This window comes from Peteryoungia rhizophila, assembly GCF_004912145.1.
Lineage (GTDB): Bacteria > Pseudomonadota > Alphaproteobacteria > Rhizobiales > Rhizobiaceae > Allorhizobium > Allorhizobium rhizophilum.
Genome location: NZ_STGT01000003.1, coordinates 264,547 through 284,155, shown reverse-complemented (window position 1 = coordinate 284,155; position 19,609 = coordinate 264,547). Strand labels below are relative to the sequence as shown.

Genomic DNA, 19,609 nt, shown 5'->3' with positions numbered 1-19,609 from the left:
CACGATCCCGATGAATTGCAACTGAAGCCATCGCTCAGCCACCATTCATCGCGGGACTGTCACCGGCGCGTTCGATCCGGCACTGGTAGCAATTGTTGCGGGCAGAGCGGACATGGAGATAGGCGATGTCAGGGTCGGTCAGCAGCTCCCGGGCCCGCCCGGGGATTGCCTCCGTCGCCACCACGCCGCCGCTGCCGTAGACGATTCTGTTGTCGTTTCCATAGCCGCGCACGATGTAATCCGGGCTGGTCAGCATCGGCGGCAGGATGTCCGAAGCCTCGTAGCCTGGGCAGGCCTCGGCATGCAGGAAGATCGGGCCGGTCTCCGCATAGGGCTGGAGCGTCGGGAAAGGACGATAGGCGAGCGTCAGATAGGGCGCGCCTTCGGCGATTTCGGCGAGGCAGTGACGGCAGGGGTAACCACCCGGCGACAGACGCCGTTCGGGTGCAAGGCCGTAGGCATCAGGCGCGCCGGCGCGATAGGCGGCAGCTTCGTCGGCGGGCATGGGGAGGAAGCGGATCTCGGATGTCATGAAGGCCTCTCGTGGTTGGTTGGGTCAGTCGACACCTTCCTCGCCACTGCCCCTCGTCGCCACCCGATTCCTGCACGCGCCCGCGTTCCCAAAAATGGCGGTTCTCTGTCGCTTAACCTCTGGGCTAGATAATGGGCGATCCAAATTCGGGTGAGGGGCTCCCATGATTTCGTTTAAGTCTGCCGCAGCGGTCGTGCTGGCGTCGGCCGCCGCATGTCTCGTCCAGCCGTCTGCCGCGGTCAGGGCCGCCGAACTGACCGAGGAACAGGTCGAGGAGGGGCAGCGATTCGTCGTCAACAATGCGATCTTCATCCTCTTTCACGAGGCCGGTCACATGCTGGTCTCGGAATTCGGCCTGCCGGTGCTCGGGCGTGAGGAGGATGCCGTCGATGCGCTCTCCTCCGTGCTTCTGCTCGGCGCCGAGGACGAGGAGCTCTACACGACCATGCAGGACAGCGCCGATGGCTGGTTCCTGCTCGACGAGGCGAAGGAAGATGGCCCGCAGGAAGACGACTTCATGGGCACCCATGGACTGGACCGCCAGCGCGCCTACGCGATCGTCTGCATGATGACCGGCGCCAATGCTGACTTCTTCAAGGAGTTCGCCGATTCGCTCGAGTTCCCCGAGGAGCGCCGCCAGGAATGCGCCTTCGAATATCAGAGGGCTCGCGACAGCTGGATGAGCCTTCTTGCCGCCAATATGAAGGAAGGCGGCAAGACGAAGTTCGAAGTGACCTACGAGCCCGCCGGCAATGAGGATCTGCAGGGTTTCGCCGATCTCATGAAGTCAGCGAACGTGCTGGAGACGATCGCGACCGTCTTCGGCGAAGGTTACGACCTGAAGGACGGCATCAAGCTGACGGGCAAGGCCTGCGGCACGGAAAACGCCTTCTGGTATGAAGGCGACCGCGAGATCACCTATTGCTACGAGATGGCAGCCTTCCATGCGGGGCTGATTGCCAACTGGTTCGAAAACCAGGCGGAGGAAGAGACCGGCGACGACGCGGTTGCCGAAGACGACAGTGCTGACGAGACCTCTGAAGAGGCCGGCGTCAGCACTGTGAAGCTCAAGAAGAAGGACTGAGCGCCCCCCAAAGTCCGGTCTCAGCCGTCGCGCTTGATCAGTGCCAGCAGCTCCTGGTCGGTCATCGGATCGACCAGGGCTTCATGGGTGCCAACAGGCGAGAAGCCGAACTGCTGGTAGAGCTGCAGCGCGCGGGGATGGTCGAGCGTGTTGGTGGTGACCGTCACCTTCTTCGGATTGCTGGTCCAGGCGGCATAGAGACATTGCAGCAGAAACCACTTGCCGATGCCCAGCCCCAGCGCATGTTCGAAGAGGCCGAAATAGGAGAGCTCGACCAGATCGTCGTCTTCCTGCGACAGTTCGTAGAAACCGGCCGGCGCACCGTTTACATAGAGAACCGAGATCGACACCTTCGGCTGGTGGATGATTGCCTTCAACTGGTCGTCGGGCATGCGAAGCCGCTCGTACCAGTGCCAGCGTGCGCCGACCTGGCGATGCAGGAAGCGGTAGAAGGAAAGCGGGATCTCGTGTGTGCGCATGATCGCCGTCTGGATGTTGACCGGCACCGGCAGGCTGGATTTCGGCGGCGCGGTCATTTCCAGGCGTGTCACATGGGCGGTGAACGGTCCATCGGTCTTGGAGCCAAGCAACTCGGCCGCACCCCGGACGACAGGCGTGTCCATCTTCGATCCCCATTCCGACCAGGAGCCGTCATAGAGCGAGTTGTCGGTATGCCCCAGGCTTTCGAGCGCAAGCGTGACGACGGCTGCCGTCACGCCAGATCCGCAACTCGTGACGACGGGATTGTTGAGATCGATGCCGGCATTGGTGAAGATCGAGCGCAGGGTGGCGAGATCCTTCAGGCGACCGTTCTCCGACAGGGCGGAAGCCGGCACGCTGCGGGCGCCGGGAATATGGCCCGAGCGCATGCCCTCGCGCGGTTCGGGTTCCTCGCCGGTGAAACGGCTGGCGGGACGGGCGTCGGCGATCTGCCTGTCACCCTCGTCGGCAATCGCTGACATCTGGTCGAAGGAGGTGAGCTTTGCCCGGTCGAAATGCGCCTCGAAGGTCACCGGGGCCGGTTCCGGCAGATCGGTTTCCAGTTTGCGCCCTTCGGCCTTCCAGGCGTCGATGCCGCCGTCGAGCACATAGACGCGGCGTGCGCCCATGACGCGGAACAGCCACCAGACACGGGGCGCCGAAAAGAAGCCGGGACCGTCATAGACGACGATCGTGTCCTCGGCCGAAATGCCAAGCTGGCCGACGGCCTGGGCAAAGAAGGCGGGCGAGGGCATGGAATGGGGAAGGTCCGTGGTAGTGTCGGCGATCACGTCCTGGTCGAAGAAGACGGCGCCCGGGATGTGGCCGGAGGAATATTCGACGGCGCCGTTGCGCCCCTGAGCCGGCAGATACCACGAGGCATCGACAAGTTTGAAGCCGGGAGACCCGAGGTTCTTTTCGACCCAATCCGCCGAAACGACGAAACGGCTTCTTTCACCGGACATGCACTTCTCCCGTAGCGTTCCTTAAGGCTCAGGTCTCCGGCGTTCCAAAGCGAATGCGGAACCGGCGGTTCTCCTTGCCCTTCTTTTCGATCTTGGCGATATGAATCGCACCGACCTCCTGGGTCTCGGAAACATGTGTGCCCCCGCAGGGCTGGCTGTCAACGTCGGAGTTCTCCCCGATGCAGACAAGGCTAACGCGGCCGAGGCCGACGGGCGGACGGACATTCTTGGATTTGACGATGCCCGGATTGGCCGCCAACTCGTCGTCGGTGATCCACTGGAGGGTGACCGGGTGGTTTTCGCCGACCAGTTTCATCAGATCCGACGTCACCTGATCCTTGTCGATCGTCTCCGACATATCGAAGTCGACCCGGCTTTCATCCTCGCCGACGGCGGCCCCGGTGATCGGATAGGGGCAGACGACGGAGAGCAGATGGCAGGCGGTGTGCATGCGCATCAGCTTGTAGCGGCGCTGCCAGTCGACATGCAGGACGAGCTTTTCGCCGACGGAGGGCAGAGGCTCACCGTCGAGAGGGCGGTGCAGGATGATATCCTTGGCGGCGCCGTGGCGCGTTTCGCCAAGCTGGATGCGGCTGCCGTCTTCGCGTTCGAAGAAACCGGTATCACCAGGCTGGCCGCCGGAGGCTGCATAAAAGCAGGTCTGGTCGAGTTCGACCGCGCCGTCTTCATGCACCGAAGTCACCACCGCCTCCGCCGTCGAGAGATAGAAATCGTCGCGGTAGAGAGCGATGGTGGTCATGGCAGTGCTTTCAAAAAATGTCAGACGGTCTCGAAGGGCAGGTCGAAGTCAGCGCGCTTTTCGAGCCAGGCCGGGATCGGCAGGTTCTTGGAGCGGAGAAAGTCCGGGTTAAACAGCTTCGACTGATAGCGGTTGCCGTAGTCGCAGAGGATCGTCACGATCGTGTGGCCCGGGCCGAGATCTTTTGCCAGCCGCATGGCACCGGCAATGTTGATGCCCGAAGAGCCGCCGAGGCAGAGGCCCTCGTTCTCGACGAGGTCGAAGACGATGTCGAGCGCTTCGGAATCGGGGATCTGGTAGGCGAAATCGGGCTTGAAGCCTTCGAGGTTCGCAGTGATGCGACCCTGGCCGATGCCCTCGGTGATCGAGGAGCCCGAGGATTTCAGCTCGCCATTCTTGTAGTATTCGTAAAGCGCTGCCCCTTCCGGATCGGCAATGCCGATCTTAACGCCGGGCTTCCTATTGCGAAGGCCGATGCCGGTGCCCGCGAGCGTGCCGCCCGAGCCGACCGCGCAGATGAAGCCGTCGACGGCCCCGCCGGTCTGCTCGAATATTTCCTTCGCCGTCGTTTCGATATGGGCGTCGCGGTTGACGGTGTTGTCGAACTGGTTCGCCCAGATCGCGCCGTTGGGCTCGCTCTTTGCAAGCTGGGCGGCAAGGCGGCCCGAGATCTTCACATAGTTGTTCGGGTTCTTGTAAGGCACCGCCGGCACTTCGACGAGCTCGGCGCCGAGCAGCTTCAGCGCGTCCTTCTTCTCCTGGCTCTGGGTTTCCGGGATGACGATCACCGTGCGATAGCCGAGCGCCTTGGCGACCAGCGTCAACCCGATGCCGGTATTGCCGGCCGTGCCCTCGACGATCACGCCGCCGGGACGAAGCAACCCGCGCCGCTCGGCATCACGGATGATGAAGAGGGCCGCGCGATCCTTGACCGACTGGCCGGGATTGAGGAATTCGGCCTTGCCGAGAATGGTGCAGCCGGTCGCCTGCGAGGCGCCTTTCAGCCGGATGAGGGGCGTGTTGCCGATCGCCTCGAGCACGGAGGGGTGGAATGCCATGATGCCTGCCTTTTTTGTCTGACGCGGACACTAGAACCAAATGCGCGGGGAAGAAAACCGGGAAGTCCCGCAATTTTGTCCTTCTGGACAAGATTATGCGGACGGCGGTCAGCGCGGAACATGAACCGGTCTTTTCCGCCTGGCGGCAGCGAATGGCAAGGAATGGCTTTTCGCGGTGAGGCAGGGGGAGGGAAAATGCGTTCGGGGAGGGGCACTGCTCGACGCGACAGGTGGCGCCCCTACTCTTTGAGACCCCAGCCTATTTGGCAGAGCACCAGCGGTATTGATCGGTCATTTCGAGATTTTCATTCTCGCGCTTCAACAAGAATTCCCGTTGGTTGAGCACCTCCAGTCGGCTCTTGTAGTCCGTGACGGTTGTCGGGAGGATGCTCCAGGCGCGATGATAATAGGCGCAGCTCTCGTCGAACTGGTAGACGTTTCCGGAATGGGTCACGTTGCTCAGTGTGCAGCTGGTTTTGCCGCTCTTCACACCCTCTCCGTCATAAATGAACAGCATCGAACCTTTCGGATCGCTACACTCATGCTGGGATTGAACGTAACGTCCCTGATCGATCGGGAGTAGGTCGTTTGCGAGAACTGGTGTTGCGAAGGCGGTTGTCAGTGACGCCAGGGCGAGGGGCGATACCAGATTTGTAAAATGCATGCTTTTCGGTCTCTTGCCAGGATATGGGGCGACGAGTGCGTCTAAGCGTCCCGCACTCGCAAAGGTCGCGCGGAACGCCTCGGCGCTCTAACGCACATTTGCCCTTGGGTCGATAAAGTAGAGGCCATATCAACCGATTATCGGTTGCACCGGATTTTCGTGATTCCTTGTGCGGATTTGCCCATCACCGCTAACAGCTTGCCGGGCAAAGGAGTTCACTCCTCCTTCAACCCCTGAAACGCCGTCATCGCCACATCCCTTGCCTTGCCATGATCGACGATCGGCTTGGGATAGGTCTCGCCGAGTCTCACCCCCGCTTCCTTGAGCACCAGCAGCGGCGCCTCGAAGGGCTTGTGCAGGAACTTGTCCGGCATGGCCTTCAACTCCGGCACGAAGCGGCGGACATAGTGGCCTTCGGGGTCGAATTTCTCACCCTGGGTGATCGGGTTGAAGATGCGGAAGAAGGGGGCGGCGTCTGCGCCGGAGCCGGCGACCCATTGCCAGCTGGCGGCATTGGACGCTGGGTCGGCATCGACCAGCGTGTCGCGGAACCAGCGCTCGCCTTCGCGCCAGTCGATCAAGAGATCCTTGATCAGGAAGGAGGCGACGATCATGCGGACGCGATTGTGCATCCAGCCGGTCTGCCAGAGCTGGCGCATGCCGGCATCGACGATCGGATAGCCCGTCTGGCCGCGTTGCCACTTCTCCAGCAGGTCCGGCGCGTCGCGCCAGGGGAAGGTGTCGAACTTGTCGTTCCAGTTTTTTGTCGCGAGATCCGGGAAATGAAAGAGCAGGTGATAGGAGAAGTCGCGCCAGACGACTTCCTTGCGGAAATGGATATAGTCTTCGCTGGAATAGTCGTCGGACAGCCCGCGCGTCGCATGCCAAAGGGTCGCCGGCGAGATTTCGCCGAGCGCCAGATGCGGCGAAAGCATCGAGACATGCGCTTCGCCGGGAAAGTCACGGCGGGTTCGATAGCCCTTGAGACCCGTCTCGACGAAGTCTGCCAGTCGGTTCTTTGCCCCCGTTTCGCCCGGCTGCCATTCGCCTTCGAAGCCCTTCGCCCAGTTCGGCCTGGTTGGCAGCAGCGACCAGCTGTCGAGCACCTCGCTCTGCGGCCACTGGTCGGGCGCGGAGAGATGCTTCGGCGCGGGGATCGGCTCGGGCGGTTCGCCGGATCCGTCCAGCGCCTTCCAGAACGGGGTATAGACGCGGAAATGGCCGCCCGCACCGGTCTTCAGCTTGCTCGGCTCATGCAGGATCTGCCCGGCAAAGGTGCGCACTTCGATGCCGTCTGTGATGAGTTTGGCCTTCAGCGCCTTGTCGACGGCAATGCCCGAAGGGTCGTAGCGGCGGTTCCAGAACACGGTCGAGGCACCGGTCTCGGCGATCAGCTCGGTGAGCACTGTTTCGGCAGGGCCACTGCGCAGGATCAGGCGCGAGCCGAGGCCTTCGAGAGAAGCGTCTAAGGCCTTGAGCGAATGATGCAGCCACCATGCCTGCGCGGCCCCCAGCGGGCCGGTCGCCGCCTCTTCCGGTTCACGGATATAGACGGGCAGGATATGGAACCCCTCGGTCGCCGCCGTCGCCAGCGCGGCATGATCGGAAAGCCGGAGATCCTTGCGGAACCAGAGGATGACTGTCTTGGATTGGGTGTCGGGCATGCGGTGCCTTCTTCGTTGGCTATGCCTGCCTTACGAAACGCGGCCCGAATGGGATCACGAACCGATCACGAATTTGCAGCCGGGAAGATCCGCGAAAGGCCTCAGGCCGCGGTAGGGCCAGGGCCCATGCGGCGTGCCTGTTCGGCCCGGATCATGGCCAGGATCTGTTGGGCACTTTCGCGCACATAAAGACGATGCAGCTTTTCGGCGACCGGCGCGGTTGTCAGCAGGCAGGTATAGCCTTCCCGCTCGTACCAGCGGAAATCCACCACATTGTCCATGTTGACGTAGAAGGGAAAACCGTCCCCATCGTGAAGCTCGAGCCACATCGGCCGTCCTCCTTGCATGCCATTTCGATAAGGGAGGGAGATAGCAGTCAAAGGTGAAGAGGGGGTTTCAGCGGCGTTAATGAAATCAGGGACATTGGAAATGAGCAGCACCGATAGCAGGCGACAGGCTCAAGGCCCGAAAAGCAAAAGGCCCGCCGCCTTTGTGAGGCGCGGGCCTTTGGAATAAATGGCTCCCCGGGCCGGATTCGAACCGGCGACCTGTCGATTAACAGTCGAATGCTCTACCGCTGAGCTACCAGGGAACAGCCGCTTGGCGCGGTGTGAGCGGGGTAATACTGATGCTCGCCTCGTTTGCCAAGCGGTTTTTCAAAAAAAATGTCATGCGCTTGTTTTTATTTGTGGGTTCACCATCTCAAACGGGGTCGAAACAGGGCGGACACGCCCCAGGAACCAGGAGTTTCAACCTTTGCCGGAAAGACGCTATCGTCTCGACCAGGCGCGCGGCCGCCTCGTTCTCGGCCGCTTCGAGATCCCCGTACCGCGCTCGAGAGCCGGCCGGATCGCGACCGGAACGGCGCTGGTGGGCGGCGGCGTCCTCGGCTTTCTGCCGATCCTCGGATTCTGGATGGTGCCGCTCGGTCTCGTCGTCTTGTCGCATGACCTGTCTTTCGTGCGGCGCCGGCGCCGGCGGGCAGCCGTCTGGTGGTATCGGCGCAACAGCCGACGGGGCGGCGATCGCGAGATGTGATGGGGCAGGGTGTTTCCTGCCTTTCACCTTAGGCACATGTCTTAGTGAAATGACCAACCGTACCCAGACCACCTAGTATGGTGAGACTGAGCCGAGAGACCGAACCGCGATTGCCGTGGTCTGTTCCCGGCCGGAGCGAGGATTGGTCAAGATGTGCAACACAACCGAACTCATGATGGTCCTGACGCCTGCGGATTTCAACGTCATCGAGGACGCGATGCGGGCAGTGGCTCCGAAACCAGGTCGAATCATGATCGACGACGGTCATCGCGAGGCTGTCGGCAGGGCGGTCATCCGTCTCTATACCGCCGGTGTGACCGATCCGGCGCGTCTCGCAGATGCCGCAACCGTCATGGCAGCGACGCGGCTCCTCGATCGTCGCCGCTGGCCCACGCAGGACGCCTGAACCCGGAATGCGGCGGGTAGGAGTGCTCCACAGGGGGTATGGAAATTCGCTGATTTTCCGCTTGCGCTCATTCTCGATCCGTTCTAAATGCCGCCCACCACACGCACTTTTCTACTCGGATGGCCTCGTGGCGGAGTGGTGACGCAGAGGACTGCAAATCCTTGTACCCCGGTTCAATTCCGGGCGAGGCCTCCATCCGAAACTCCCTTGATTGTTTGACGTGCCCTAACCCAAAACGGGTGGGCTTTTTCGACGTGTTCGCATGTTGAAAGGCGTTTCATTCCGCTGAAGGCGTGCGTGCTGCATGGCGCAGCCGCGATATTCTCGTGTGCGAGGGGAAGACCGGCTTGAAAGCGCCCCGGCCTGCAATTAAAGACACGGGTGCAAGTAGCCGCTATGGCCGGTCGATACGGGGCGCGAAAGAGATGATGGATTACGCAGCAGCACGCACCAAGATGGTGGATAATCAGATCAGGACCACGGACGTGACGTCCCATTCCGTCCTGAACGCCTTTCTGTCGGTGCCGCGCGAAGCCTTCGTTCCGGCCGAACTGAAGCCGCTCGCCTATATCGATGAGGACACGCAGGTCTGTCCCGCCGCCAACGGCAACCCCGCACGTTACATCATGGAGGCGTCGCCGCTCGCCAAGCTGCTGCAGCTCGCCGCCATCACCAGGGACGACCTCGTTCTGGAGATCGGCTGTGGTGCCGGTTATGCCGCAGCGATCCTGTCTCTGCTCGCAGGCTCGGTCGTTGCGACCGAAAGCGACGAAGCGCTGGTCACCAAGGCGACTGAAAAGCTTTCCGAGCTCGGCTATGACAATGTTGCCGTCGTGTCGGCCAGGCTCGAAGACGGTTATGCAGCCGAAGCGCCCTATGACGTGATCTTCGTCAACGGTGCCGTGGAGGAAGTGCCGGAAGCGATCCTGTCGCAGTTGCGGGAAGGCGGCCGTCTCGTGGCCGTCGTCGGCTACGGCAATGCCGCCCGCGCCCGCCTCTACGTCAAGAATGGCGGCATCACCTCCTATACCGAATATTTCAACGCCGCCGTGAAGCCGCTGCCGGGCTTCCGCAAGGCCTCCGAATTCGTCTTCTGAGAAGCGAACTGGAAGACTGTGTTTCAAGGCCCGCCGCGTGCGGGCCTTTTTCGTCGATGCGAAACAAAGTTGTGCATCACGGCAATTCCTGGTCGGCGCGTGATTTTTTTCAGCAAGTGCGTATCCTAGGGTGAGCGCGAATCGGCTCGGCGGAATTCTGCACGGTCGACAGTTTCTGAGGACAACGGGGATTAGTATGGCTCAGCCAAGCGTAGCGCGTGAACCGTCCATGGAAGAGATCCTGGCATCCATCCGCCGGATCATCGAGAGCAATGATCCGGTGAACGGCGAAAGCCTGTCGCAGGATGCGTCAGATCTCGCAGACGACGACGGTGCCGACGAGGGCGACATGGCCTATGACGGCGGCGATTTTATCGCGGCCAACGATGCCGGTTCTTCCTTCCCGATGTTTGATCGTGAAATCCCGCGTGTCGACGCCGAACCGCGCCGTGAAGCCCCGCAGGCTGAAATCGACGACATGCCGAAGAGTGTGTCGCTTGCCGATCTCGCCGCCCGTGTCCGCTCGGCCTCCGAGCGCATGGAACGCCCGGTCCAGGCCCCGAGCCGTTCGGAACTGCCCGAGCCTCTGCGTCGCGAGCCGGCCGTGGAGGCCCATCAAGACCGTGTGAGCGAAACCTCGCTGATGACTGCACGCCTGGCCGAAATGCGCGCGACCGATCTTCGCACATCGCTGCCAACTGAGCCGGTCATGCCGGCATCGCTGCGTGCCCCGTTGGAGGAGCCGCGTTCGTCGTTTGCGGCACCCGAAGCCCCAATGGCCCGGATCGCCTCGGTCGAAGTCCGCGTCGAGCGCCCAGCGCCTGCCGTGGTCGAACCGGTCATGGAGAGCGCCGAGGAAGAGCCGATGGACGCGCCTGCATTCGAGCCGCGCAACGAGATGGACGGTGGAAGCCGCGACCTGAACGCGCTCGTATCCGCCGCCACTGTCGAACAGGTCTCGCGCTCCTTTTCCGATCTGGCTGCTGCCTTCGACGGCACCGAGCGCCGCTCACTCGACGAAATGGCCGAGGAAATGCTGCGTCCGATGCTGAAGGACTGGCTGGACGACAACCTGCCGACGCTGGTGGAACGTCTCGTGCGCGAAGAAATCGAACGCGTCGCCCGCGGCCCGCGACGCTGACCGAAGCCCCCTTACGGGATCACGGGCCGCTCGCAAGAGCGGCCTTTTTTATTGACTTGGTTTTACCAGTCCTATTTACCAACCCACATCCAGAACTCGAAAATCCGGTCGGAAAATGCTCGAAAAGACCTATGATTCAGCCGCCGTCGAACCGAAGATCGCGAAAGCCTGGGAAGAGGCGGACGCCTTCCGCGCAGGCGCCAATGCGAAACCGGGCGAGGACACCTTCACCATCGTGATCCCGCCGCCGAACGTGACCGGTTCGCTGCATATGGGCCATGCGCTGAACAACACGCTGCAGGACATCATGGTTCGCTTCGAGCGCATGCGCGGCAAGGACGTGCTGTGGCAGCCGGGCATGGACCATGCCGGCATAGCGACTCAGATGGTGGTCGAGCGCAAGCTCGCCGAAAACGGGCAGAACCTCTCGCGCCGCGACATGGGCCGCGAAGCCTTCATCGAGAAGGTCTGGGAGTGGAAGGAAGAATCGGGCGGCCTGATCTTCAACCAGCTGAAGCGCCTCGGCGCCTCCTGTGACTGGTCGCGCGAACGCTTCACCATGGACGAGGGCCTGTCGGCCGCAGTCCTCGAAGTTTTCGTCACGCTCTACAAGGAAGGCCTGATCTATCGCGGCAAGCGGCTGGTCAACTGGGATCCGAAGTTCGAAACGGCGATTTCCGATCTCGAGGTCGAGAACAAGGAAGTTGAAGGCCATATGTGGCACTTCAAATATCCGCTCGCCGGTGGTCAGACCTATACCTATGTCGAGAAGGACGAGGACGGCAACGTCATCTTCCAGGAAGAGCGCGACTATATCGCGATCGCGACCACGCGGCCTGAGACCATGCTGGGCGATGGTGCTGTCGCCGTTCACCCCTCGGATGAGCGTTATGCGGCGATCGTTGGCAAACTCTGCGAAATCCCGGTTGGACCGAAGGAACATCGCCGTCTGATCCCGATCATCACCGACGAATATCCGGATCCGAAGTTCGGCTCAGGCGCGGTCAAGATCACCGGCGCACACGACTTCAACGACTATCAGGTCGCCCGCCGCAACAAGATCCCGCTCTACCGCCTGATGGATACCCAGGCGAAGATGCGCGACGACGGCGAGGACTATGCCGTCTACGCCGTTCGTGCGCTGGAGATCGCCAAGACCGGCCACCTGCCGAACGAAGCGGAAGTCGATGACATCAACCTCGTTCCCGACGAGTATCGTGGTCTCGACCGCTATGAGGCCCGCAAGCGCATCGTCGATGCGATCAATGCGGAGGGTCTCGCCGTCACCACCCAGGATGATGAAGGCAACGACATTCCGTTCGTCGAGAACAAGAAGATCATGCAGCCCTTTGGCGACCGCTCCGGCGTTGTCATCGAGCCCATGCTGACCGACCAGTGGTTTGCCGATGCAAAGACGCTGGCCGAGCCGGCGATCGCCTCCGTGCGCGAAGGCCGCACCAATTTCGTCCCCAAGAACTGGGAAAAGACCTACTTCGAATGGATGGAAAACATCGAGCCCTGGTGCATTTCGCGCCAGCTCTGGTGGGGCCATCAGATCCCCGCCTGGTATGGTCCTGACGGTCAGGTCTTCGTCGAGAAGACCGAGGAAGAAGCGCTGCATTCGGCGATCCAGCACTACATCGCCCATGAAGGCCCGTGGAAGGCCTGGGTCGAGGAGAAGCTCGAAAACTTCCAGCCCGGCGAGATCCTGACCCGTGACGAGGACGTGCTCGACACCTGGTTCTCGTCGGCGCTCTGGCCCTTCTCGACGCTCGGCTGGCCGGACAACACGCCGGAACTGGCAAAATACTACCAGACCGACGTGCTGGTCACCGGCTTCGACATCATCTTCTTCTGGGTCGCCCGCATGATGATGATGGGCCTGCACTTCATGAAGGACGAGGACGGCAATCCGGTCGAGCCCTTCCACACGGTCTATGTCCATGCCTTGGTTCGCGACAAGGCCGGCCAAAAGATGTCGAAGTCGAAGGGCAATGTCATCGACCCGCTCGACCTGATCGACGAATATGGTGCGGATGCCCTGCGCTTTACGCTGGCGATCATGGCAGCCCAGGGCCGCGACGTGAAGCTCGATCCTGCCCGCATCGCCGGCTACCGCAACTTCGGCACCAAGCTGTGGAACGCCACGCGTTTCGCCGAGATGAATGGCGTCAAGGCCGATCCGAGCTTCCTGCCGCAGACGACCTCGCTTGCGATCAACCGCTGGATCCTGACGGAACTGGCGCGCACTGAAAGCGAAGTGACGGAAGCAATCGAAAGCTACCGCTTTAATGATGCGGCCGGCAGCCTCTACCGCTTCGTCTGGAACCAGTTCTGCGACTGGTATCTGGAACTGCTGAAGCCCGTCTTCATGGGCGAGGACGAGACGGCCAAGAAGGAAGCACAGGCCTGTGCGGCCTATGTGCTGGAGCAGATCTACAAGCTGCTGCATCCCTTCATGCCCTTCATGACGGAGGAGCTGTGGTCGCATACGGCAGGCGAGGGCGCGTCTCGCGACCTGCTCCTTTGCCATGCTGATTGGCCGACGCCGGAGTTCTCCGACGAAAATTCGGCGGCCGACATCAACTGGCTGATTGATCTCGTCACCGGCATTCGCTCGGCCCGATCCGAGATGAACGTGCCGCCGGGAGCGACGGCACCACTCGTCGTGGTCGGTGCCAATGGCGTCACCCAGGAACGGCTGCTGCGCCATGACGCCTCGATCAAGCGGCTCGCCCGCGTCGAGGTGATCAGCGTCGCCGATGTCGCGCCAAAGGGAGCGGCCCAGATCGTTGTCGGCGAGGCGACCGCCTGCCTGCCGCTGGGCAGCCTGATCGATCTAGCTGCCGAGAAGGCACGCATCGAAAAGGCGATCGGCAAGGTCGACCAGGAGATGGCCCGCATCGCCGGCAAATTGAACAATGAAAAGTTCGTCGCCAATGCCAATCCTGAGGTGGTCGCTGCCGAACGCGAGCGTTACCAGGAACTGGAAGTGCAGAAGGCAAGCCTGGAGACGGCGCTGAAGCGGGTCATGGAGGCCGGCTGACCCGCCCAGGCATCGGGAATATAATTCCAAGGGCCGGATCTCAGATCCGGCCCTTTCCTTTTGTTTCAAAACGAAACGTTTGCGTCAGAAAAATGCTGCACTGCGTAACGATTCAGGCCGATATACTAATCAGGTGGCGGTCATTCCCGATTATCGCAAATGCAACTGCCTTATTTTTGCTCTTTGCGATCATCGTCACGCATGTGGCGTTACGGCAACGCTATGTGGCGGTATTGGAATAATTGCACTGCGTAATGGCCGCAAGTTGACCAGATATGAAAAAATCATCCATTCGAATGGCTGTTTTACGTGCGCGTCAAAACCATTACGTAAAAATTTCGGCAATGGAACAAAGCTGTGACGGCGATCACCCGATTGTCATTCTGTCGCACATGTCTACTATCGCAAATCACAGTTTTGCCGGAATTGGGGAGAGACATGGCGAACCACTTGATGAAAACCACCGCCCTCGGGCTGATCGCAGCATGCGCATTCGTGGGAGGCGCGCAGGCAGGCGGTCTTGAACGCGGCGGTTATAACATCGACCTTCTTTTCGATCCGGGTCAGTACACGTTCGAGAGCGGCGTGACGTATGTAGCGCCGGATCGTACGCTCAAAAATGTACGTGATACCGATACCAGCAATCCAAATTTCGGAACTGGCGAAGCGTTGGGCGGTGGCAATCTGAATTCACGTTCAAACTCTGTCGATGAGACAGAGAGTTACTTTGTTCCTCGAATTGGCTTCAAGGCGAACCTTACTGAAGGTGTGGCTTGCATGGCAGACTACTCTCAGCCGTGGGGAGCTCACACCAAGCCTGGTACCGACTGGGCCGGCGCGAACCAGAATGTTGAGACGAAGGTCAACAGCCATAACTATGCGCTTACTTGCTCCTACAAGTTCGACGTGGGCCCTGGCCAGTTGCGTATTATCGGCGGCGGCTTTTATCAGGAAGTCGATGGTTTCAAGGAGCGCATCGTAATCAGCCCTGATGTTCTCGCCGGTGTGCCGCCCTTGGCGGGCCTAAGTGGCATCGGGCGCCTCGATCTCGAAGGGGATGGCTATGGCTGGCGGATTGGGGCAGCCTACGAAATTCCAGAATACGCTCTTCGTGCCAGCTTGGTCTATAACAGCCAGGTGAAGCTGGATGATATCACAGGCACTCTCGATTTGCGGCAGGTTACCGGTGCAGCGATCGAAAACGTCTACGGTTCGGCGGCTATGCCCGACTCTATTGAAATGAAGATTCAGTCAGGTATCGCCCCTGACTGGTTGGCATTCGGCTCGGTGAAGTGGACCGATTGGAGCCAGTTGCAGCGCATCCGCTTCTATAACTCGACAACGAATGTGGAGCGAACCTCCCTCGATCTGGCATACCGGGACGGTTGGACTGTAAGCGGTGGTATTGGTCACAAGCTGAATGACCAGTGGAGCGTTGCAGGTTCCGTGACTTGGGATCGTGGCACGTCTCAGGGTTTTGGTGCTCAGAGCGACACCTGGATCTTCGGCACTGGTGTTTCCTACACGCCGACTGAGAATGTTGAGTTCCGTCTCGCAGGTGCCGTGAGCCTGCTCACCTCGGGTAGCTCGGGAGCTGTCACGATCGACGGTGAGTCTTATGGCAGCGACGTCTCCTACGACTTCGGCACCGACCTCGCCGCCGCCGTCTCGACATCGCTCAAGATCCGCTTCTAAGCCTCGCAGACCTTAGACCTCCAGAAGCCCGGCTCGTCCGGGCTTCTTTCGTTTCAAGCCGTCGACCGCTATTTCAGCTTTCCGGAATGTGATGATTCTGCAACAGCGCATCTATCCTTCTTCGGCTGCCGCGCTCGCGCCGAATTTGTCCATTTCCCGCCACAAACAAAGAGCACCGGTGTTTCCGGAAACGGCGGGGGCTGTTTCCTGTGGGTGGCGTGAAGAGTTTCAAATGAGCCTGTGGGGCGAAAATTCGGTGCTGATAGCAATGACTTCGGTCGCTTTTGGGGAGCGATCGGCCCATCTGACGGATGAAATGGAGAGGGCGCGAGCGATCGCCCCGGTCTTGCCGGAAATCCGGTCTAGCCTCCAGATCATGCAGACGAGAACAAGATTGAGCAGAGACGACAGGCCCACCCGGAAGGTTGGATATGAACCGTCTATTCATCGCTGTGGTGTAATCTCGAAGTCGGGCGCAGTTGTACCGGCCGCAAGTGCGGGGCGATGCTTCTGATGTCCATCATGTCTTGGAAATTGTGCGGACCCATGCGTCTACGTGACTTGAAATCTTCCGTGGTACTTCTGACGGCAGCTCTTTTGCTGTCCTGGAGCCCGACTGCACGCGCCTTCGACATGAATGGCAGCGTCAGCAAGGAGTCCGGTCCGTTCGATCTCTTCAAGTTCGGCTTCAATGCCTACAAGAAGGGCCAGAAGGAAGAGGCCGTCGAGGCTTACCGATATGCGGCCGAGAAGGGCCATACCGGCTCCCGCTGGGCGCTCGCCAACATGTACGAGGCCGGTGACGGCGTCGTCGAAAACGACTTCGAAGCCTTCAAGATCTATGCCGAGATTGCAAACCAGGGCGTCGAGCCCGGTTCTGCCGATACCGGGTTCTTCGTCAATGCGCTTCTGTCTCTTGCCCGCTATTACCGCCAGGGTATCCCCGACAGCCCCGTGAAGGCGGACCTTGCCCAGGCGCGCCAGATCTATTTCCAGGTCGCCTCAACCTTTGGCGTACCGGAAGCACAGTTCCAGCTGGCGCGCATGATCCTCGCCGGCGAGGGCGGTCGCGTGAATGTCCAGCAGGCGAAGAAGTGGCTCAACATGGCGCGCAAGAGCGGTCATGCGGGCGCCATGTCGATCTTCGGCAATGTGCTGTTCGAAGAAGGGCAGACCGTCCGCGGTCTCGCTTTCCTGACAGCGGCGCTCGATCGTTGCGGTCAGAAGGATTGTCCCTGGATGCAGGACCTGCAGGAGCGGGCTTTCTCGCTCGCCACCGAAGACGACCGGCGCGTTGCGGTGGCACTGGCACCGCAGGTCTACGAGCAGGGCGACTGAGACCTCGAGCATCCACATATTGCTGCACACATCAAAATGGGCGCCTCGGCGCCCATATGTCTTTGTTCGGCATATCCTGGCTGGTCAGAAGGCAAAGTGGCCGATGACCGGCACATGATCCGACGGCTTTTCCCAGGCCCGGACATGTTTCTCGATCGCCGCCGACTGAAGACGGTCGGAGGCCTCCGGCGACAGCATCAGGTGGTCGATGCGGATGCCGTTGTTTTTTTGCCAGGCGCCGGCCTGATAATCCCAGAAGGAGAAAAGCGGTGTCTCGTCGGTTGTGGCGCGTACAGCATCGACGAAGCCGATGTTCTCGAGCCGTCGGAATGCCGCCCGCGTCTGGGGCAGGAAGAGCGCGTCGGTCACCCACTGGCTGGGGTCTTTCGCATCGTGGGGCTCGGCGATGACATTGTAGTCGCCGGCAAGGATCAGTGGCTCCTCGAGCGCCATGCGATCACGCGCAAAGGCTTCAAGACGCGCCATCCAGGCGAGCTTGTAGGGGTATTTGACCGGATCGTCGGACGGGTTTCCGTTCGGCAGATAGAGCGAGCAGACACGGACCACGCCGCCTTCGACCGAGAATACGCCTTCGATGAAGCGTGCCTGCTCGTCCGTATCGTCGCCAGGCAGGCCACGGTTCACTTCGTCGGGTTTGACCTTCGAGAGAAGCGCGACGCCGTTGAAACCCTTCTGGCCATGTGTCTCGACATGATAGCCGAGGGCCTCGATCTCACCGCGTGGAAAGCCTTCATCGACAGACTTGATTTCCTGCAGGCAGGCGATGTCCGGATCGCTGTCCTTCAGCCACTGGCACAGGTTCTCGATGCGCGCCTTGACGCCGTTGATGTTCCAGGTGGCAATTTTCATCAGGCACTCACACGGAGAAGCTGGTGCCGCAGCCGCAGCTCGCCACCGCATTGGGGTTCTTGATCTGGAACGACTGGCCGAGCAGGTTGTCAACGAAGTCGATCTCGGAGCCTGCCATGTAGATCAGCGACATCGGGTCGATCAGGACGGTCGCGCCGTCACGGCTGATCACGATGTCGTCGCCTGCGGGCTGGCCGTCGAGGTCGAACTTGTAGGAAAATCCGGAACAGCCGCCGCCTTCGACGGACACGCGCAACGCCTGCTTCTCGGCATCGGCCGCGACAATTGCAGCGATTCGCTTCGCAGCGGCTTCGGAAAGGGTGACGGTCTCGATGCTCATTTTGCCTCCTGCCGGGTTCAAGGCCCGGTGAAAACGGTTCTATTCGGCGCAAATCACCGCATTGTCACGCAATGCGCAACTTTTGATAAGGCGGCGTGGGCCGAAAGCGCTTCGGAACCCGCATCGCCTTGCGGCTTTGTCCGCTATAGGTATGAAGGCACAAGAGTTGCGTCAATGGGGAGCAGGCGGCACAGGCATGACGATCGATCAATCCGCACTGGGTTTTGGCACCGGCGAACGGGCAGTCTATGCCACTAATCCCTGGAACAGCCGTGGCCGTCTTTTTGCTGAGGGCGGCAGCCTGACCCGCTCCGAATTCCAGCGCGACCGCGACCGCATCGTCCACACGACCGCCTTTCGCCGCCTCAAACACAAGACCCAGGTTTTCATCGGCCCGGATGGTGACCATTATCGCACCCGTCTCACCCATACGATCGAGGTGGCCCAGATCGCGCGAGCACTCGCCCGCGCCCTGAAGCTCGACGAGGATCTGGCAGAGGGTGTGGCCCTCGTCCACGACTTCGGCCACACGCCTTTCGGCCACACGGGTGAGGATGCGCTGCACGAGGTTCTCGCGCCCTATGGCGGCTTCGACCACAATGCCCAGTCGCTGCGCATCGTCACCAAGCTCGAACGGCGATATGCCGATTTCGACGGGCTGAACCTCACCTGGGAGGCGCTCGAAGGTCTGGTCAAGCATAATGGACCATTGAAAACATCAGACGGGCAGGGGACTCGCGGCCCCGTGCCGCAGCCGATCCTGGACTATTGCGAGATCCACGATCTGGAACTGGCGAGCTTCGCCGGGCTCGAAGCCCAGGTCGCGGCCATCGCCGACGACATCGCCTACAATACCCATGACATCGATGACGGCCTGCGCTCCGGCTATCTGACCTTCGAGATGTTGGAAGACGTTCCCTTCCTCGCCGGACTGATGAAGGAGGTGCGCGACCGCTATCCCCATCTCGATCCTGACAGGTTCACCCACGAGATCATGCGCCGGCAGATCACCCGCATGGTCGAAGACGTGATCGGCGTCGCGCAGGATCGGTTGAAACAGGTCGAACCGCAGAGCGTCGAGGATATCAGGGCGGCTTCGATGACGATCGCCACTTTCTCCGATCAGATGGCCGAGACCGACAAGGCGATCAAGAAGCTTCTATTCAGCCGCATCTATCGCCATCCTGATATCATGCGCATCCGGGCGGCCGCCGCAGAGATCGTCACCGACCTCTTCAATGCCTACATGGCCGACCCGAAGCTCATGAAGAGCCACTTCTGGGTCAACCACATTTCAGGCCTCAATGACGGTCAGAAAGCTCGCCATGTCGGCGATTATCTGGCCGGCATGACGGACACTTATGCGGTGCGCACGCATCGGGAGCTGTTTGACCGGACTCCCGAATTGCGATAGGCACCCGACGAAATTCT

At 60.8% G+C, this 19,609-nt stretch carries 18 protein-coding genes and 2 tRNA genes; 10 read left to right on the top strand and 10 right to left on the bottom strand.

Annotated elements, in window-relative coordinates; genetic code table 11:
• Window positions 1–34: 34 nt before the first annotated feature.
• Complete coding sequence (locus E9677_RS12340) at window positions 35–532, bottom strand: DUF1203 domain-containing protein (RefSeq protein ID WP_136558406.1); 498 nt, start codon at window positions 530–532, stop codon at window positions 35–37.
• A 163-nt stretch (window positions 533–695) separates the two neighbouring features.
• Between E9677_RS12340 and E9677_RS12335 the strand changes: the two genes are divergently transcribed.
• Window positions 696–1,616, top strand: coding sequence for a DUF4344 domain-containing metallopeptidase (locus tag E9677_RS12335; protein ID WP_136558405.1), 921 nt, complete (start codon window positions 696–698; stop codon window positions 1,614–1,616).
• A gap of 20 nt (window positions 1,617–1,636) precedes the next feature.
• Here E9677_RS12335 and sseA read toward each other — a convergent pair whose 3' ends face one another.
• From sseA to E9677_RS12300, 7 genes are all read right to left on the bottom strand, one after another.
• Window positions 1,637–3,061 carry a 3-mercaptopyruvate sulfurtransferase gene (sseA, locus tag E9677_RS12330; protein ID WP_136558404.1) on the bottom strand — a complete coding sequence of 475 codons (1,425 nt, stop codon included), beginning with the start codon at window positions 3,059–3,061 and terminating at the stop codon, window positions 1,637–1,639.
• 28 nt (window positions 3,062–3,089) lie between these two features.
• Window positions 3,090–3,821, bottom strand: a complete 732-nt coding sequence (locus E9677_RS12325; protein ID WP_136558403.1) for an alanyl-tRNA editing protein — start codon at window positions 3,819–3,821, stop codon at window positions 3,090–3,092.
• Window positions 3,822–3,841: 20 nt separating this feature from the next.
• On the bottom strand, window positions 3,842–4,879 hold the full coding sequence (locus tag E9677_RS12320; RefSeq protein ID WP_136558402.1) for a cysteine synthase A: 1,038 nt from the start codon (window positions 4,877–4,879) through the stop codon (window positions 3,842–3,844).
• A gap of 259 nt (window positions 4,880–5,138) precedes the next feature.
• Window positions 5,139–5,396, bottom strand: a complete 258-nt coding sequence (locus E9677_RS12315; RefSeq protein WP_136558401.1) for a hypothetical protein — start codon at window positions 5,394–5,396, stop codon at window positions 5,139–5,141.
• A gap of 362 nt (window positions 5,397–5,758) precedes the next feature.
• The gene (locus E9677_RS12310; protein WP_136558400.1) at window positions 5,759–7,207 is read right to left on the bottom strand and encodes a cryptochrome/photolyase family protein; all 1,449 of its coding nucleotides are present in this window, start codon (window positions 7,205–7,207) and stop codon (window positions 5,759–5,761) included.
• A gap of 101 nt (window positions 7,208–7,308) precedes the next feature.
• Entirely contained in the window at window positions 7,309–7,536 is a 228-nt protein-coding gene (locus E9677_RS12305; protein ID WP_136558399.1) for a hypothetical protein, read from the bottom strand.
• Window positions 7,537–7,724: 188 nt separating this feature from the next.
• A tRNA-Asn gene (locus tag E9677_RS12300) sits at window positions 7,725–7,799 on the bottom strand.
• Between the two features lie 164 nt (window positions 7,800–7,963).
• Here E9677_RS12300 and E9677_RS12295 point away from each other — a divergent pair.
• The 8 genes from E9677_RS12295 to exoR all read left to right on the top strand — a co-directional run bounded on the left by E9677_RS12295 (window position 7,964) and on the right by exoR (window position 16,968).
• Window positions 7,964–8,245, top strand: coding sequence for a hypothetical protein (locus tag E9677_RS12295; protein ID WP_136558398.1), 282 nt, complete (start codon window positions 7,964–7,966; stop codon window positions 8,243–8,245).
• Window positions 8,246–8,396: 151 nt separating this feature from the next.
• Window positions 8,397–8,651, top strand: a complete 255-nt coding sequence (locus E9677_RS12290; RefSeq protein ID WP_136558397.1) for a hypothetical protein — start codon at window positions 8,397–8,399, stop codon at window positions 8,649–8,651.
• A 121-nt stretch (window positions 8,652–8,772) separates the two neighbouring features.
• Window positions 8,773–8,846 (top strand) — tRNA-Cys (locus E9677_RS12285).
• Between the two features lie 230 nt (window positions 8,847–9,076).
• Window positions 9,077–9,748, top strand: a complete 672-nt coding sequence (locus E9677_RS12280) for a protein-L-isoaspartate O-methyltransferase family protein (RefSeq protein WP_136558396.1) — start codon at window positions 9,077–9,079, stop codon at window positions 9,746–9,748.
• A gap of 196 nt (window positions 9,749–9,944) precedes the next feature.
• On the top strand, window positions 9,945–10,889 hold the full coding sequence (locus E9677_RS12275) for a PopZ family protein (RefSeq protein WP_136558395.1): 945 nt from the start codon (window positions 9,945–9,947) through the stop codon (window positions 10,887–10,889).
• Between the two features lie 115 nt (window positions 10,890–11,004).
• On the top strand, window positions 11,005–13,935 hold the full coding sequence (locus E9677_RS12270) for a valine--tRNA ligase (RefSeq protein WP_136558394.1): 2,931 nt from the start codon (window positions 11,005–11,007) through the stop codon (window positions 13,933–13,935).
• A gap of 438 nt (window positions 13,936–14,373) precedes the next feature.
• Window positions 14,374–15,630, top strand: coding sequence for an OmpP1/FadL family transporter (locus E9677_RS12265; protein ID WP_136558393.1), 1,257 nt, complete (start codon window positions 14,374–14,376; stop codon window positions 15,628–15,630).
• Window positions 15,631–16,176: 546 nt separating this feature from the next.
• Window positions 16,177–16,968 (top strand): exopolysaccharide production regulator ExoR, encoded by a 792-nt coding sequence (gene exoR / locus E9677_RS12260; protein WP_136558392.1) that lies wholly within the window; start codon window positions 16,177–16,179, stop codon window positions 16,966–16,968.
• 84 nt (window positions 16,969–17,052) lie between these two features.
• On the opposite strand, the gene xth is transcribed toward exoR, so the two are convergent.
• Together xth and erpA are read right to left on the bottom strand one after the other, a co-directional pair.
• The gene (gene xth / locus E9677_RS12255) at window positions 17,053–17,838 is read right to left on the bottom strand and encodes an exodeoxyribonuclease III (protein WP_136558391.1); all 786 of its coding nucleotides are present in this window, start codon (window positions 17,836–17,838) and stop codon (window positions 17,053–17,055) included.
• Window positions 17,839–17,845: 7 nt separating this feature from the next.
• A complete protein-coding gene (erpA, locus tag E9677_RS12250) occupies window positions 17,846–18,178 on the bottom strand; it encodes an iron-sulfur cluster insertion protein ErpA (RefSeq protein ID WP_136558390.1) in 333 nt (110 codons plus the stop codon).
• A 196-nt stretch (window positions 18,179–18,374) separates the two neighbouring features.
• Here erpA and E9677_RS12245 point away from each other — a divergent pair, with 196 nt between their 5' ends.
• Window positions 18,375–19,592, top strand: coding sequence for a deoxyguanosinetriphosphate triphosphohydrolase (locus E9677_RS12245; protein WP_136558389.1), 1,218 nt, complete (start codon window positions 18,375–18,377; stop codon window positions 19,590–19,592).
• The last annotated feature ends 17 nt before the right edge of the window (window positions 19,593–19,609 follow it).